Origin of the sequence: Sorangium sp. So ce426 (assembly GCF_051475585.1) — a bacterium.
In the GTDB taxonomy this organism is placed as follows: Bacteria; Myxococcota_A; Polyangia; order Polyangiales; family Polyangiaceae; genus Sorangium; species Sorangium cellulosum_B.
The window spans coordinates 7,276,700-7,291,762 of record NZ_CP150341.1; the positions used below are offsets into that span (position 1 = coordinate 7,276,700).

The window sequence follows — 15,063 nt, forward strand, 5'->3', positions numbered from 1 at the left end:
CTGGGCGGGCCGCGTCGACGGGGGCGCCGACGCGTCAGAGCGCGGTGGAGAGCCGGTCGAGCACGGCGTTCATGATCGGCCGATAGCCGTAGTCAGCCGACGTGGTGTCGGCCAGCTGCGCCGGGCAGATCGAGCCGGCGACCCCGCGCTCCCCGAGGCTCCGGATCAGCTGCAGCTCACGGAGGCCGGGGTAGGCCTTGGCGTGGTCCTGCGTCGTGGACCGCGCCCCGGGGTCGGCCGGGTCGTTCGTGCCTTCGGGCCTGCACAGCGGGTTGTCGCTGGGCGTGCCGGCGATCGACCTGCAATCGCACGACTGGGCACTCCCCTCGCAAACGCGCTCCTCGGCGAGGGGGAAGATGCAGGCGTACTGGAGATCTCCAGTGCTCCCCGGCGGGATCGTGTACTCGCGGCCGTTGATCGGGTTCCAGCCCGCGTTGCTCGGGTGGACGGTCGCGTCACCGGTGATCGGGTTCACGCCCGAGCGGGGCGCCGCCGACTCGACCATGAGCGGATCCGCGGGCGGGATGTAGTTCGCCGGATCGCCGAGGATGGCTCCCCAGGTGCTGCTGAGGGTCGTCCCGGACGGCGGATCGGCGAGCTCGGCGGCGTTCTTGAGCCCGCCGACCGGCTGGCCGAGCTGGTTCAGGCCGTCCAGGAGATCGGGCTCGCCGAGCGCGTTCTGGCGCGCGAGGTCCTGCCACGGGACGCCGACGATGCCGGTGAACACGATGTGCTGCGGCCCTCGGGTCCGGGTGTTGTCGTCGCTCGGGTCCAGATCCGAGAAGATCGGGTTCGGCACGAGCTCTCCGCTCCTCGACGCCACCATGGGCTCCGTGAGCGCCCGGGTGTACCGATCGACCGGGTAGAGGAAGTCAAACCCGAAGCGGCGCTTCTGGTCCCAGCACCGGCTGTTCACCGGGTCTTCCGCCGCGGAGAGCCTGGCGGCGTTGCCATCGGGGCCGGTGCAGACCGGATCGCTGGGGCAACCGTCCTGTCTCTGGGAGCAGTTCCTGCAGCACGGATCGTTCGGGTTGGTGGCGCACTCGCTCCGCGGCCGCCACATCCTGAAGCCCGCTCCCGTCTCGGCGACGAGGTAGTTCTTGCCTTCCTCCCTGATCGAGCAATCGTTCTCGTCGGAGAGCATCACGATGAGCAGGAGCGAGTCCGGCCGGAGAAAGGCCTTCCGCTGCGCCAGGAGCGTCGTGTCGAGCCCTGCCGGTACGGCGCTTTCGTTCACGAGACCGATCGTCCCATACGGCTCGGGATCGACGAGGAAGCGATAGAAGCTCTCGAGCGGCGCCTCGTAGCCGCACCCTGCTTGCCCGACCCCTTGCACGATATCGCTGAGCTTTCCGGCGAGCGCCACCGGATCGGAGTCTCCCGCGGGGACGTGGCTTCCGGCCGGGTCCCACACGAGGAACCCCTTGTCCTGGTAGGTCGGCAGATCGTTCTCGCTCGACGCCTCAGAGCGCGCGAGGAGGCGGGCCATGTCGACGTTCGAAGGCGACGTCTGCGCCTGGCAGGTGCTCGACCCGTGGCCGCCGAGGCTGCTGCTGATGACACCGATGTGCATGTCCTGCACCGGAGTGCGCACGCGCAATGTGCCTGCGGGGCATGCGCTCAACCCGCTCGCGGGCTGGACGCCCGGAGCAACGCCGGTCGGATCCACGCAGAGCGGGTTGGTCAAGCCGTCGACGAAGTCGGCGAGCGCCAGGCGCATCACTTCCTGCTTGTCCGACATCGAGGCGGAGTTGTCGACCACGAAGAGGAGATCGACCTTGTCCGGCGTGAACTGCGGGGGAATCCAGCCGCCTGCGCCCGTGCCGGAGTCACCCCCGCCCACCCCGGTACCATCGCTGCCGCCGCTGCCCCCGGGACCGTCGCTGCCGCCGCTGCCCCCGGGACCGTCGCTGCCGCCGCTGCCCCCGGGACCGTCGCTGCCGCCGACTCCCGAGCTGGTGGTGGAGCTGTCGCCGGCCCCGCCGAGGGAGAGCTCGACTTGACATGCCACGAGCGAGACGGCGCTCAGGACGAGAAAGGGTGAGAGTGTTCTTGATAGTCTCGAAGACATAATTCCTCCTTGCGCGGTGCCATGACGCGCCGTCCAACACCGGCAGTGACCGAACGTGAAGGGACGCCCGCCCTGCTTCCCATTTCAAAAAAACACCTGGCCCCAAATGCCGCGGACAGCCCCCCTTCCCGCCCCTCCCCCGGATCGCCCCCCGCAGATCGCAGAGCGGGGCGCTCCCGCACAGGAGACAGGCCCGGAGCGGCGTTTCCGGCGCGGAAGCGCGCTCAAGCGCGCTGAGCGCCGAAAGCGTCGCGATGGATCCGTCTCCGAAGCGAGAGCGCTTCGCTCAAATGCCACCCACCAGAAGTCCGGAGAGAGAGTTCAATGCAAATGCGCAAAAGAAAGAACAAATTCTCGTGAATTTTTGCGTCTTTGCGTCTTGGCGCCTTTGCGTTGAACTCTCGCGGGTCGCGAGGCAGATCCCTGTCAGGACTTCTGCCCCTCGGTCTTAGTGAGTGGTGAAGGAGCGGAGGCGAGGGATGTGCGGGCTCGACGGATAAGCGAGGAGGAACGCCGACGCGCGCTGCGCGGCCGCCGCGCGATCGCCGCTCTGCCAGAGCGCCTCGATGGTGAGCGCCTCGCGCTCCTGCGCCAGCGCGCCGCCGGGGAAGCGGAGCCGCGCCTGCTCGGCGATCCTCAGCGCGCCGGAGGCGTCGCCGCGCCGGAGCGCCGCGCGCGCGTCGCCGAGGAGCGTCAGCTCCTCGCGCAGCCGGCTCTCCCGCAACCCCGGGCTGGACGCGCCCTCCGCGCCGAGCTCCGCGCCAATGGCTTCCGGCGCGGGCGCCGCTTCGAGGACGTCCGTCCCGGCCGCGGGCCGCGCGCTCGCGGCGCGCTCCGATAGCGGCGCGCCCGGGCTCGCGGGTCTCGTGGCCGCGCGGGGGCCGGTCCGCGCGGGGGGCCTGTCCGGCAGCGGCGGCTCGGCCGGCGGAAGCGGCCTGGATCGCAGCGGCGCCTCGACCGGCGGCGGCTCGGCAGGCGGCGCCAGCTCGACAGGCGGCGGCTCGGCAGGTGCCGGCTCGGCCTGCGCGGCAGGCCCCTGGCCCTCCGGCGGCGAAACCGGCGCGGATACCGGTGCCGCGACGGCCTCCGCGGCCTCGACGATCCGAGCCGGCGGCGCCTCGCTCGACGGAGCCACGACGACATAGCCGGCGACGATCAGGCCCCCGCAGGCGGCGCCGAACAGCATCGCCTTCAGGATACCCGCAGCGCCCGCCGCTGCGGCCACGCCGCCGGTGACCGTCGCGCCGGCAGCGCCGGCGCCCGCCGCTGCGGACGCCACCTTGCCCGCGGACACGGCCGCGGCGATCTCGCCAGCGCCCGCGCTCGCCGCGCCACCCACGTTCACCGGGAGCGCCCCTCCCGCGGCGCCTTGAGCCCCTCCGAGCCCGGCGGCTCCGGCGAGGCCGATCTGCGCGGCCATCGCGGCCCACACCCGCTCCTGCGCCCCGTCGGGCGGGTCCGCCGACGGCGCTGCTCGCAGGAGCTCGCGCTCCATCGCGAGCGCGTTCGCCTCGGCGTCGAGCCAGCGCACCGGATCGCTCATCGCTCCCCTCCCGCGCGCTTCCAGACGGGTTGCCGCTCCACCTCCGGCAGCGGAAGCACGACCGAGGGATGCCCCTCGGGCACCGGCGCTGCCTCGACGGCCGCCTTCAACACGGGCTGCGACCGCATGACCCGGGGCCCGCCCACGTGGAACTCGTCGCGCGCCTTCAGGCGCGCGACGGCGCGGCGAAACGCGTCGCGGGCGAGGCGGAGGCGCGAGTAGACGGTCCCCAGCGGGACGTCGAGCAGATCGGCGACCTCCTCGCCGCCCATGCCGTCGAGCTCGAAGAGCGTGAACACGGCGCGCTGCTCGAGGGGCAGCTCGTCGAGGATCGCCTCGAGCAGCGTGATCGCCTGCCGCCGCTCCGCCTCCGCGCCGACGTCGGCCCGGTCATCGGCGCAGTCGAGCAGCGGCTCGTCGTCGTGAGCGCGCCGCCTCATATGCGCGAGCTTGCGCCGGTCACGGGCGGCGTGAAAGCAGATGCTGTAGAGCCAGGTCGTAATTTTGGACTTACCCTCAAATTCGGGCAACCGCCGATGGACGACCAGGAACACGTCCTGGACCGCGTCGGCGACGTCGCTCTCGGGCACGCCGAGGCGTCGCAGCGACCGCCACACGAACCGGAAGTGCTGCGCATAGACCTCTCCGAAGGTCATCCTGTCCTGCCGCTTCTCGCCATGCCCATCACCTCCGTGGCGGGTCGCGTGGCTCGCCATCAAAAAATCGACACGCGGGCGCTCAGGCCGACGAGCAGCCCCACCGGGGAGGGGTCGAGCGCCACGTCCTGCGTCAGGGGCGTGCCGGCCTCGCCGCCCGCGCGGCGCTCGACCGTGAAGCGCGCCCGCGCGACCGGCGCGAGCAGCGTCGCGCGCGCGGACCAGCCCAGCGCGCTGGAGCCGAGGAGGGTCCCTTCCGCGACGGCCGAGCCGCCGAGGGCGAACCAGGGAGCGGAGGCCTCGCGGTCCGGGGCGAACCCCTTGCCGGAGCCGTAAACGGCGCCCAGCACCGCCGCCGCGCAGGCCGAGAGCCGGAGGCCGTCGAGATCGCCGGCGATCGTGGCGCAGCCGCGCGCCGTGGCGGCGCCGAGCCCGAGGGAGACGACGCCCGGCGCGAGCTCGGTGTCCTGGGGGGGCAGCCATACCCCGCCGACGCCTGCGGACCACCCGCGGCGCCGCAGGGAAACATCGGCGATCGCGGCCGCCCGGAAGGGATCGAGCATGCCCATGGTCTGCGCGGCGCCGAGCTCCATCGAGACGTCCCCGCGCGCCGCCCGAGGCGGAGGAGGCGGCGGCGCCGGCACGACAGGCGCCCGCGCGGGCGCGGCAGGAGCCAGCGCGGGCGCGACAGGGGCCGGCGCAGGCGCGACAGGGGACGGCGCGGGCGCGGGCGCTACAGGGGCCGGCGCAGGCGGATCGCTGTCGAGCAGGATGGCGAGGGTCAGCGCCACCGCCTCGACGAGCTCGCCGCAGGACGCCCCCACCTCGGACGAGAGCTGCCGGGTGCGACCACCTGCCTGAAGGACGGCGGTGTACGTGGCGCCGTCGTGGAGAAAGCGGACCTCGAGCTCGGTCGCCCCGTTCGCGCTCGCCAGGGCGCCGCCCGCGTTCGCCGGCGTGTCGCCAGGAGGGGCGCTCCGCGCGTTCGTTGACGGGTCGCCAGAAGGAGCGCCGCCCGCGTTCGCCGTGCCGCCGGTAGGGGCGCCGGCGCCGGTGGGCGGGCCGGCGGTGCTCACGGGGTCGAGAGCCCGCCTCTCCATCACCCGTTCGACCGCGGCTGCGAGCGACGGCGCGTCCGGGCAGTCGGCCGCAGCGGGCGCCCGCTGGACCGCGAGCCGCGGGAGCGGGGCAGCCACGACGACGCTCGGCCAACCGAGGGAAAAGGCGCACACGGCCAGGACGCACAGCGCGCCTCGACGCGAGGGATGAGGGCAGGTCACAGGATGCCTCCCATTACCGCAAGGAACGGCGCAAGCGGAATTAGGACGCGCAGAGCGCTGTGGCCTTGGGCGAAATCGCCGCGAGCGCGAGACCTCCAGACGGCCAGGCCCCCGGCGCCTGCGGGCGACGCCGGTCGCGACGGCGCGCGTTCCATGGCGGAGGCGTCGCCGCCTGCCACGCCGGAGGGCACGACGCCGCCGCCCGTGGCGCGACCGAGCGGCCGATCGAACGACGGCGACGCCGGTCGCGAGCACGGCACGGGATCGGATAGAGTGCGCCGCATGAACTCCTACGAGCTGGTGACGTGCGCGAGCTGTTATGGCGAAGGCGAGATCAACACGGACTCCGGCCCCTATCTGTGCAAGGACTGTCACGGAAACGGCCGCATCCTCCCGACCGGAGAGCAGATCGAGGAGCGCATCCGCGAGATCGAGGTCGAGCTGGAGCGCCACCCCCAGGAGGCGAAGCCGGAGACCCGATGGCTCGTCTTCGAGCTGCGGCGCACCCGCAAGCTGCTCTGGCAGATCCGGTCGTACTGCGAGGAGGCGCGGAGCGACTCGGACGACGCGATCATCGTCAAGATCCGCGATCTCGCCGATGCGGCCGTCGCCCCGAGGAGCCCTGCGGTGCCGCGGGAGATGCTCCCAGAGGACGCCTGATGCGCGGCTCCGCCGGGGCGCCTGACAGTCGACCCCGGGGAGCTCCCGCGCCCTGCTCGAGCGCGGCGCGGGGTGTTCCAGCGCCTGCGCTCTACCCTGCCCTCCTCGGCGCCGCGTGGGCCGCGCTCGCGCCGCCGGTGCAGCGCCTCCACGCGGGCGGCGTGCGCGCCCGCGGCCGCTTCCGCGTGCGGCGCGGCCGGGGGCTCGCGGCGCGCCTGGTCGCCGGCCTGCTGCGCATGCCGGAGGCGGCCGAGGACGTGGCCGTGACGCTCGCCGTCGAGCCGGCGGGCGACGGCGAGCGGTGGCTCCGCACCTTCGGGGTTCGCCCGCTCTTCTCCTCGCAGTGGCGCGCGGGTGATCTCCTGGTGGAGGGGCTCGGCCTCGTCCAGTGCTGGTTCCGGCTCCGCGCCGAGGGCGGCGCGCTCGTGTTCGAGCAGGTGCGGTCGACGCTCGGGCTCCGCCGCCTCGGCCTGCCGCTGCCCCGGTGGCTCGCCCCGCGGATCGAGGGGCGGGCCGGGCCGCTCCAGGACGAGGTCCACGTCGACGTGCGGATCTTCGCGCCGGTCGCCGGGCTGCTCGTCGCGTACGAGGGGCGCGTGGCGAACGAGGCGGGCGGCGAGGTGCCCCCTGCTCGCGCCGGCGGGCCCACGCCGGAATCGACCGCGCTGTCAGCGCCGGAGCCCCACGCATGATCACGGCGCTCGTGCTCCTCGCCGTGCAGGGCGCGCTCGGCGCCTTCGACACGCTCTATTACCACGAGTGGCGGGCGCGCCTGCCCGGCGGCGTGCCGGGCACGGCGCCCGAGCTCGTCCTCCACGGTGCGCGCGATCTCCTGTACGCGGTGCTCTTCGCCTCCTTGCCGTTCGTGCGCTGGGAGGGGCTCGCCGCGTGGGCGCTCGCGGCGCTGCTCCTCGCGGAGATCGCGATCACGCTCCGCGATTTCGTCGTCGAGGACACGGTCCGGCGGCCGCTCGGCGGCGTCTACCCGGGGGAGCGGGTGATGCACGCCGTGATGGGCATCATTTACGGCGGCGCGCTCGCCCACCTCGTCCCCGAGATCTGGCGCTGGGCGCGCGGCCCCACCGGCTTTTCCCGCTGGGACGCGCCGCTCTCGCTCCGCGTGATCCTGCCGCTCATGGCCGCAGGCGTGCTGCTCTCGGGGCTGCGCGACCTCGGCGCCGCCTGCGGGCCTCGCTGGCTGCGCTTCCCGTGGGGGCGCGCGTGAGCCGGCGCCCGCGCCGCGCGCGCCGCCTGACGCGCCGTCAGCCCTTCACCGCGCCCGCCGTGAGCCCCGCGAGGATCCGCCGCTGGAAGACAAGCGTCAGCACCACGAGCGGCACCGTCACGACGATGGAGGCCGCCATGGTCTGCCCCCAGGGGATCTCGTAGAGCCCGCTGCTCGTCGTCGAGAACGCCTGGATCGCGTAGGTCACGGTGCGCTTGTCCGGCGTCTGGGTGAAGGAGAGCGCGAACAGGAACTCGTTCCAGGCGGCGATGAAGGCGAGGATGCCCGTCGTCGCCATCCCGGGGACCGAGAGCGGCAGCATGACCCGGGTGAACACCTGCCAGTGCGTCGCGCCGTCGACGTAGGCCGCCTCCTCGATCTCGCGCGGGATCGCCTTCATGAAGCCGGTGAGCACCCACACCGTGAAGGGGAGCGTGAAGATGAGGTACGTCAGGATCAGCGCGGGGAGCTGGTTGTACAGCTTGAAGAAGTTGATCATCTGGAACAGGGCGCCGAGCACGGCGATCTGCGGAAAGATGGTCATCCCCAGGACCACGTAGAGCACGAGGCTGCGCCCTCGGAAGCGGAACCTCCCCAGCGCGTAGGCGGCCAGCGAGCCGACGGCGAGCGACACCGCGGTGACCGAGACGGCGACGATCACGCTGTTCAGGAGCGCCGTCTGGAACTCGCCGTTCGCCAGCACGAGGCGGTAGTTGTCGAGCGTCGCGCGGCCGGGCCAGTAGCGGACCGGGGTCGTGAAGAGCTCGTCGTCGGGCTTGATGGAGGAGACGAACGCCCAGACGAACGGGAAGACGGTGAACACGAGCACCGCGGCGACGATCAGGTAGAGCAGGGCCCGCAAGGCGCCCTGTCCCAGCGAACGGCGCCGCCCTGCGCCCCGCGACGCGCCGCTCATCTCACACCTCCTCGGCGCGGAACACCGCGAGATAGATCGTGATGAACACCGCGATGATGAGGAAGAGCGCGACGGAGATCGCCGAGCCGTAGCCGATGTTCGAGACGCTGACGAGGGTCTGCTGGGCGTACGTCGCCATGGTCTGCATGTCCGGCCGGTTGCCGAACATGACGAAGAAGACGTCGAACACCCGGAGCGCGTCGAGCGTGCGGAAGATGAGCGCGACCAGCATCGCGGGCCTGAGGAGCGGCAGCGTGATCCGGGTGAACTGCTGGAGCGCCGTCGCGCCGTCGACCCGCGCGGCCTCGTAGAGATCGTGCGGGATGAGCTGCAGCCCGGCGAGGAGGAGGAGCGCCATGAACGGCGTCGTCTTCCAGACGTCGATGAGCGCCACGGCCCAGAACGACACCGCAGGATCGGCGACGAAGGCGATGTTGCGGTCCAGGACGCCGAGCTGGTTGACGAGCAGGTCGTTGAAGACGCCGTAGACGTCGTTGTACATCCACTTCCACATCTGGGCCGAGATGACGGTCGGTATGGCCCAGGGGATGAGCATGGCTGCGCGCACCGCCGAGCGCCCCTTGAAGCGGGAGTTGACGACGAGCGCGACGCCGAGCCCGAGGGCGAGCTCGCCGAGCACGGTGACGACCGTGAAGAGCACCGTGAGCAGGACCGCGTCGTGGAAGTAGCTGTCCTGCACGAGATCGACGTAGTTCTGCGCCCCGATGATCCTGGCCGGCTCCCCGGCGCCGAGGCGCGCGTTCGTGAAGCTCAGGTAGAACGTCTCGGCGAGGGGATAGAGGGCGATGAACGCGACGACCGAGAGCGTCGGCAGGAGGAACAGCCAGGCGCGCCGCCGTCGCCGCGCGTCGAGCGATAGGTGGTCTAGAGGGGCCGCCGCGCTCGTGGCCGCTGGGTTCGCCGGCATGCTCATGGGATATCCGTTCTCGCGAGCGTGCGGTGTCAGCGAAGCGCGCGCGTGAGCCGCTGCTCCACCTGCCCGAGCACCGCCTTCGGCTCCTTGCCCTGCAGGACCTGGCTCACCCCCTGGAAGAAGGCGATCGACGCCTCGTTGTACCGGGCGCCGGTGCTGTTCGAGGGGCGCGGCACGAGCGCGATGTCCTTCGCGCTCGCCAGGAAGGGCAGCGACTTCACCACCTCCGGGTCCTGCTGCACCGCTCGGATCGTCGGGAGGAAGGAGCCCGCGGTCGCGCGGAACCGCTGCGCCTCGGGGCTCGTCATGTAGCGGACGAGCTCGATCGCCGCGTCCTTGTTCGGCGAGAACTTCGACACCGCGAGCTGCCATCCGCCGATGGTGCCCGCGCTCTTCTGTCCGGGCTCGTGCGGCAGCGGGCCCGCCGCGAACTTGCCCTTGATCGGCGACCGCTCGGCGTTGCCCGCCGCGTAGGCATAAGGCCAGTTGCGCATGAAGGCGGCGTTGCCGCCCTGGAACGCGTTGCGCGCGTCCTCTTCCTCGTAGCTCGTCACGCCGGCGGAGGAGATCGAGCCCACCCAGCCCCTGGCGCGCGCGAGCGCCTTCTGGGCTCCCGGGTTGTTCACGGTGATCTTGCCCTCCTCGATGATCGCGCCGCCGCCGTGGGAGGCGATCCACTCCAGCGCGTTGCAGGTCAGCCCCTCGTAGGCCTTGCCCTGCCAGACGAAGCCGAGGAAGTTCGGGCTCGCCGCCCGCTCGCCGTCCTGGATCTTCTTCGCCATCTGCTCCAGCTCGTCCCACGTCTCCGGCGGCTTCTGATAGCCGTACTTCTCCAGAAGATCGGTGCGGTAATAGAGCAGCCCGAAGTCGGTGAACCACGGCATCGCCACGAGCTTGCCGTCGACCGTGTTGTTCTGGACGATGCTCTCGATGTGCTGCTTCGCCGCCTCGCCGAGCTTCTCGCTCAGATCGACGAGGTTCTGCGCGAAGGCGCCGGGCCAGATGACGTCCAGCATCATGACGTCGATGTCCCCGGACTGCGCCTGGAAGAGGCGCTGGTAGACGGAGTAGGTCTCGGTCGCGTCCTTGGGACGGGGGATGATCGTCACCTCGATGCCGGTGTCCTTCTGGAACTGCTGGATCATCACCCTGTCGAGCTCGGCGCCCACGCCCACCGGCTCGCTGTAATACTTGAGCTTGCTGCCGGCGTACCGCTTCGCCTCGGCGGCGTTCGGCACGGCGGGGGGCTGCGCCTTGATCGCCTTGTCGCCCGGCGCCTCCGACACCGCGGCCGCCGTCGTGGCGGCGGCGGCAGGGGGGTTCTCGCGGGCAGGCGGGCTCTTGTCTCCGCGGCAGGCGCACAGCCCGACGACGAAGAGGAGCAGCGCTGCGGTTCGCCATGCGCGGAGATGATGCTGCCGAGTGGGGTCCATCGCAGGATCCTTTCTGAGCTCTGTTCTGGAGAGTTTTCGCATTCCCGGTGGCCGGCAGGGCTATCGAGACGCGCCGCTCACGCCCGCGCCGCGAAGGGCGAGTGCCCGCGGCAGCATCGACCAGATGCGCGCTCGGGGGCAAGCGATCGCGCCACCTCTGCAGGGGTAAAAAGCCCAGGAAAGAGCCGTCGATCACAGACGGGACGGAGCGCGCGCTGCTCGGCACTGCTCTGCTCGCTGCTCGCTGCTCGGCACTGCTCTGCTCGCTGGCAGCGCAGCAGACGGCGCGCGGCGCGCCGCACACAGCGCGTCGCGAAGGCGCGCGGCGCGAAGCGCGAAGCGCGATGTGCCGCGCGGAGACGCGACGCGCGCTGGCGGCGAGGTGAGACGAGACAGCAGCGCTGGCCGCGAGACGCGACACGACGCGCGCTGGCGGCGAGATGAGGTGAGACGAAACGCGATGCGCCTGCGTCGCGCGGACGCAACGCGCGCAATACGTGCGTGCGCGCGCGCCGACGCCACCACCTCGCCTCGAAGCGCAATTTCAGCGGCAATTCAGCGGTAGGCGCGCGTCGCACGCGCCCCGAACGTGGGCTGCTTTGCGCTTGCGGAGCCTTTCCGGAGGCGGTAGAGCCGATGCTGCGTGGCCGGCGCTCGCGATCCGGCACGGTGCCGCGGGCTCGTGGCCTGCTGGCTCCAGGCTGGTCCTGCCGAGCAGGACGAGCCCGAACCGGCCTGCGCACGGCGGTGCATGACTCCCCTGACGTTCTCCTCCTCGGCCGACGCCCCCCGCCAGGCGGCGCGGCTCGTCGCCCGCACCTTCCGGCTCGACGCCGACACGCTCGCGAAGCTGCCCGGCGGCGTCTCGTCGCTCATGGGAGACGGCGCGCGCGTCTGGCTGCACCCGGGCACCCAGCTGGTCGCGCACGGGGTCGCCGCCCGCCTGGAGCTGCCGCACGGCATCGAGGGCGGCGTGGGGTGGATCAAGGAGGCGCTCGCGTCGATCGAGGCCGCCGACGCCGTGGGACGCCCGGGCTGCGGCCCGGTGGCGCTCGGCGCCCTGCCGTTCGACCGGACCGAGCCGGCCGCGCTCGTCGTGCCGGCCCAGATCGTCGGCGCGGCCCCCGACGGCACCGCGTGGGTCACGACCATCGGCGAGGGCGCCGCCCCGGCGCCGCACCTGGAGCGGGCCGAGGGCCACCGGCGCTCGCCCGACAGCTTCACGCTCCGCTCGGCGCTCCCGCACGAGGAGTGGTGCGGGCGCGTCGCGCGCGCGGTGGCCGACATCCAGCAGGGCGCCCTCTCCAAGGTCGTGCTGGCCCGCGCGGTCGACGTCGAGGCGAACCGCCCCATCGTCGTCGAGGAGGTCCTGCGCCGCCTGACCGCGCTCTACCCCTCGTGCGCGATCTTCCACGTCGACGGCTTCCTCGGCGCGAGCCCCGAGCTCCTGCTCTCGCGCCGCGGGCGCGCCGTCTCCTCGCACCCGCTCGCCGGCACCTACGCGGTCTCCGCCGACGTCGACGCCGACCGCCGGTTCGCCGAGGTCCTGCGGCGCTCGGCCAAGGACCAGCGCGAGCACCGCTTCGTGGTCGACGCCGTGGCCGCCGCGCTCGCGCCCGAGTGCGCGTCGCTCGAGGTCCCCAGCGAGCCGTCGATCCTGAGCCTGCGCAACGTGATGCACCTCGGCACCCCGATCCACGGCCAGCTCGCGGAGGCGGCGCCGGACGCCCTCACGCTCGCCGCGCGGCTCCACCCGACGCCCGCCGTGTGCGGCACGCCGCGCGAGGCGGCGGAGGCCTGGCTGGGCGCGCACGAGGGCATCCGGCGCGGGCTCTACGCGGGGCTCGTGGGCTGGGTCGACGCCCGCGGCGACGGCGACTGGTTCATCGGCATCCGCAGCGCCACGGTCGACGGCGCGCGCGCGCGGATGGTCGCGGGCGTCGGGGTCGTCGCGGGCTCGAACCCGGAGGCCGAGCTGGTCGAGACGCAGCTCAAGCTCCAGGCCATGCTCGCGGCCATCATCCGCCCCTGATGCCGCGCCCGCCGCCGGGGCGCCTCACCCGAGCCGGGATCCGCGCCGGCTCGCCTGCATCGACCGCCTCGATGCGGGCCCCGAGGCGAGCTTCGCCGTGAAGACACTCCTCATCGACAACTACGACTCGTACACCCACATCCTCGGGCAGTACCTCTGGGAGGTGAGCGGCGAGGAGCCGATCATCGTCAAGAACGACAGCCTCTCGCTCGCCGAGATCGAGGGCCTGGAGCTCGACAGCATCGTCATCTCGCCCGGCCCCGGCCGCCCGGAGCGCCGGGCCGATTTCGGCGTCTGCGCCGAGGTGATCGAGGCCCTCGCCGGGACGCCAATCCTCGGCGTCTGCCTTGGCCACCAGGGGCTCGCCGCGCGCTTCGGCGGGCGCGTCCAGCACGCCCCGCGGGTCATGCACGGCAAGATCGTGGAGATCGAGCACGACGGCGCCGGGCTCTTCGAGGGCGTGCCCAGCCCGTTCCAGGTGGTGCGCTACCACTCGCTCATCGTCGGCGACGGCGAGCTGCCGGCGGAGATCCAGGTGACCGCGCGCACGCGCGGCGACGGGCTCATCATGGCCCTGAAGATCAAGGACCGGCCGTTCTACGGCGTGCAGTTCCACCCCGAGTCGATCGGCACCGAGCACGGCAAGAGGATCATCAGCAACTTCAGGAATATCGCCATGAACACGCCGCGCGACCGGAGAGGCGCGGCGCTCCGCCGGATCGCGCGCGCGCCGGGCCTCTCCGCAGGCGCGCCGGGCGGTTGCGCGCCGGGCGCGCCGGCGGGCGCGCGGCGACGCGGGCGCGTGCGTCACCTCCGGCTCCCGTGGGTCGATCCCGAGCGGGCCTTCGCCGGGCTCTTCGCCGCGGCCCCTTACGCGTTCTGGCTCGATTCGAGCGCGACCGGCCGGGACGGGCGCTTCTCGTTCATGGGGAGCGCGACCGAGGCGATCGAGAGCCGCGGCGCCGCCGTGACGCGGTGGAGCGCCGGCGGCCCCGGGGACGCCTTCACCCCGACCACGTCCGAGGGGAGCCCGTTCGTCGCGCTCCGGCGGGAGCTCGCCTCGATATCGCTCGATCCGAGCGGCCTGCCCTTCCACTTCACCGGTGGCCTCGTGGGCTACCTCGGCTACGAGCTCAAGGAGCACCTCGGCTTCGGCGCGTCCGCTCACCCGCGCCGCGCGCTCCCGGACAGCGCGATGATGATCGCGCGGCGGATCCTGGCCTTCGACCACGTCGAGCGCGCGGTGTACGCGTGCGCGATCGACGCGATCGACGCGCTCGACGCCGAGGAGCCTGCGTCGCCCCCGTCCGGACCGTGGCTGGACGAGATCGCGGCGCGCCTCCAGGGCCTCCCGGCGCTCTCGGAGCCGCTCCTGCCGCCCGTCCCGGAGGGCTTCGCCGACCGGATCGCGCACGCGCCGCGCCTGTCGCGACGGGAGCACCTCGACGCCATCGAGGCCATCCTCCGCGAGATCCGCGAGGGCGAGACGTACGAGGTGTGCCTCACGAACGAGTTCCACGTGCGGACCTCGCTCGATCCGTTCGCCCTCTACCGCGTCCTGCGCCGCACGAACCCCGCGCAGTTCTCGGCGTTCCTCAGGATGCCGGAGGGCGCGGTGCTCTCGTCGTCGCCGGAGCGGTTCCTGGCGGTCGACCGGGAGCGGCGGGTGCGCAGCGAGCCCATCAAGGGGACGCGACCGAAGGGCGCCACCGAGGAAGAGACCCTGGCCCTGCGCCGCGATCTCGCGACCAGCGACAAGGACCGCTCCGAGCTCCTCATGATCACCGACCTCGTCCGCAACGACCTCAGCCGCGTCTGCGCCATGGGCTCGATCGACGTCGAGGCGCTCCAGCGGATCACGGAGCACGCGACCCTGCTCCAGCTCTCCTCGGTGGTCACGGGCGCGCTGCGCGAGGGGAAGGGCGCGCTCGACGCGCTCGAGGCGTGCTTCCCCGGCGGGTCCATCACCGGCGCGCCGAAGCATCGGACGATCTCGATCATCGACGCGCTGGAGCGGCGCACGCGGGGCGTGTACACGGGCTCGATCGGGTACCTCGCGTACGAGGGCCCCATGGACATGAACATCGCCATACGGACCCTCATCGCCGACGGCCGGGCGCTCAGCTTCGGCAGCGGCGGCGCGGTGGTCGCGGAGTCGAGCGCGGAGGCCGAGTACGAGGAGGTCCTCGTCAAGAGCTTCCCCCTGCTCCGCGCCATCTACCTCGCGGAGCGAGCCGCGGACGGAGGCCGGGCGTCCGCGCAAGAAGTGCGCGCGACGAGCGCGCTGCGCGGATGACGCGCCCGACGCAGACG

The 15,063-nt window shown here is 72.5% G+C and carries 12 protein-coding genes; 5 read left to right on the forward strand and 7 right to left on the reverse strand.

Annotated elements, in window-relative coordinates; genetic code table 11:
- Positions 1-34: 34 nt before the first annotated feature.
- From WMF44_RS27080 to WMF44_RS27095, 4 genes are all read right to left on the reverse strand, one after another.
- Positions 35-2,011 carry a hypothetical protein gene (locus tag WMF44_RS27080; protein ID WP_437292925.1) on the reverse strand — a complete coding sequence of 659 codons (1,977 nt, stop codon included), beginning with the start codon at positions 2,009-2,011 and terminating at the stop codon, positions 35-37.
- 508 nt (positions 2,012-2,519) lie between these two features.
- Positions 2,520-3,614, reverse strand: coding sequence for a hypothetical protein (locus WMF44_RS27085; protein ID WP_437292926.1), 1,095 nt, complete (start codon positions 3,612-3,614; stop codon positions 2,520-2,522).
- Positions 3,611-4,270, reverse strand: coding sequence for an RNA polymerase sigma factor (locus WMF44_RS27090; RefSeq protein ID WP_437292927.1), 660 nt, complete (start codon positions 4,268-4,270; stop codon positions 3,611-3,613). Before WMF44_RS27090 ends, WMF44_RS27085 begins: the two co-directional genes overlap by 4 nt.
- Before the next feature lie 59 nt (positions 4,271-4,329).
- Positions 4,330-5,466 (reverse strand): hypothetical protein, encoded by a 1,137-nt coding sequence (locus WMF44_RS27095; protein ID WP_437292928.1) that lies wholly within the window; start codon positions 5,464-5,466, stop codon positions 4,330-4,332.
- Positions 5,467-5,832: 366 nt separating this feature from the next.
- Here WMF44_RS27095 and WMF44_RS27100 point away from each other — a divergent pair, with 366 nt between their 5' ends.
- From WMF44_RS27100 to WMF44_RS27110, 3 genes are read left to right on the forward strand one after another with little or no spacing between them, the layout of a single operon-like run.
- The gene (locus WMF44_RS27100; RefSeq protein WP_437292929.1) at positions 5,833-6,210 is read left to right on the forward strand and encodes a hypothetical protein; all 378 of its coding nucleotides are present in this window, start codon (positions 5,833-5,835) and stop codon (positions 6,208-6,210) included.
- Positions 6,210-6,902 carry a DUF4166 domain-containing protein gene (locus WMF44_RS27105; protein WP_437292930.1) on the forward strand — a complete coding sequence of 231 codons (693 nt, stop codon included), beginning with the start codon at positions 6,210-6,212 and terminating at the stop codon, positions 6,900-6,902. Before WMF44_RS27100 ends, WMF44_RS27105 begins: the two co-directional genes overlap by 1 nt.
- A complete protein-coding gene (locus WMF44_RS27110; RefSeq protein WP_437292931.1) occupies positions 6,899-7,435 on the forward strand; it encodes a hypothetical protein in 537 nt (178 codons plus the stop codon). The genes WMF44_RS27105 and WMF44_RS27110 overlap by 4 nt, the downstream gene beginning before the upstream one ends.
- 37 nt (positions 7,436-7,472) lie before the next feature.
- Here the strand turns inward: WMF44_RS27110 and WMF44_RS27115 are convergent, their stop codons facing one another.
- The 3 genes from WMF44_RS27115 to WMF44_RS27125 are packed head-to-tail and all read right to left on the reverse strand — an operon-like array spanning position 7,473 to position 10,718.
- Positions 7,473-8,351, reverse strand: a complete 879-nt coding sequence (locus WMF44_RS27115) for a carbohydrate ABC transporter permease (protein WP_437292932.1) — start codon at positions 8,349-8,351, stop codon at positions 7,473-7,475.
- A 1-nt stretch (position 8,352) separates the two neighbouring features.
- The gene (locus WMF44_RS27120; protein ID WP_437292933.1) at positions 8,353-9,285 is read right to left on the reverse strand and encodes a carbohydrate ABC transporter permease; all 933 of its coding nucleotides are present in this window, start codon (positions 9,283-9,285) and stop codon (positions 8,353-8,355) included.
- Between the two features lie 29 nt (positions 9,286-9,314).
- Positions 9,315-10,718 (reverse strand): ABC transporter substrate-binding protein, encoded by a 1,404-nt coding sequence (locus WMF44_RS27125; protein ID WP_437292934.1) that lies wholly within the window; start codon positions 10,716-10,718, stop codon positions 9,315-9,317.
- A gap of 751 nt (positions 10,719-11,469) precedes the next feature.
- Between WMF44_RS27125 and WMF44_RS27130 the strand changes: the two genes are divergently transcribed.
- The gene (locus WMF44_RS27130; RefSeq protein WP_437292935.1) at positions 11,470-12,750 is read left to right on the forward strand and encodes an isochorismate synthase; all 1,281 of its coding nucleotides are present in this window, start codon (positions 11,470-11,472) and stop codon (positions 12,748-12,750) included.
- A gap of 97 nt (positions 12,751-12,847) precedes the next feature.
- Positions 12,848-15,046, forward strand: coding sequence for a chorismate-binding protein (locus tag WMF44_RS27135; protein WP_437292936.1), 2,199 nt, complete (start codon positions 12,848-12,850; stop codon positions 15,044-15,046).
- Positions 15,047-15,063: the final 17 nt, after the last annotated feature.

Coding starts and splice junctions, on each gene's coding strand:
- WMF44_RS27125 (WP_437292934.1), bottom strand. CDS start 10,718: ATGGACCCCACTCGGCAGCATCATCTCCGCGCATGGCGAACCGCAGCG.
- WMF44_RS27130 (WP_437292935.1), top strand. CDS start 11,470: ATGACTCCCCTGACGTTCTCCTCCTCGGCCGACGCCCCCCGCCAGGCG.
- WMF44_RS27105 (WP_437292930.1), top strand. CDS start 6,210: ATGCGCGGCTCCGCCGGGGCGCCTGACAGTCGACCCCGGGGAGCTCCC.
- WMF44_RS27115 (WP_437292932.1), bottom strand. CDS start 8,351: ATGAGCGGCGCGTCGCGGGGCGCAGGGCGGCGCCGTTCGCTGGGACAG.
- WMF44_RS27085 (WP_437292926.1), bottom strand. CDS start 3,614: ATGAGCGATCCGGTGCGCTGGCTCGACGCCGAGGCGAACGCGCTCGCG.
- WMF44_RS27090 (WP_437292927.1), bottom strand. CDS start 4,270: ATGACCTTCGGAGAGGTCTATGCGCAGCACTTCCGGTTCGTGTGGCGG.
- WMF44_RS27100 (WP_437292929.1), top strand. CDS start 5,833: ATGAACTCCTACGAGCTGGTGACGTGCGCGAGCTGTTATGGCGAAGGC.
- WMF44_RS27110 (WP_437292931.1), top strand. CDS start 6,899: ATGATCACGGCGCTCGTGCTCCTCGCCGTGCAGGGCGCGCTCGGCGCC.
- WMF44_RS27120 (WP_437292933.1), bottom strand. CDS start 9,285: ATGAGCATGCCGGCGAACCCAGCGGCCACGAGCGCGGCGGCCCCTCTA.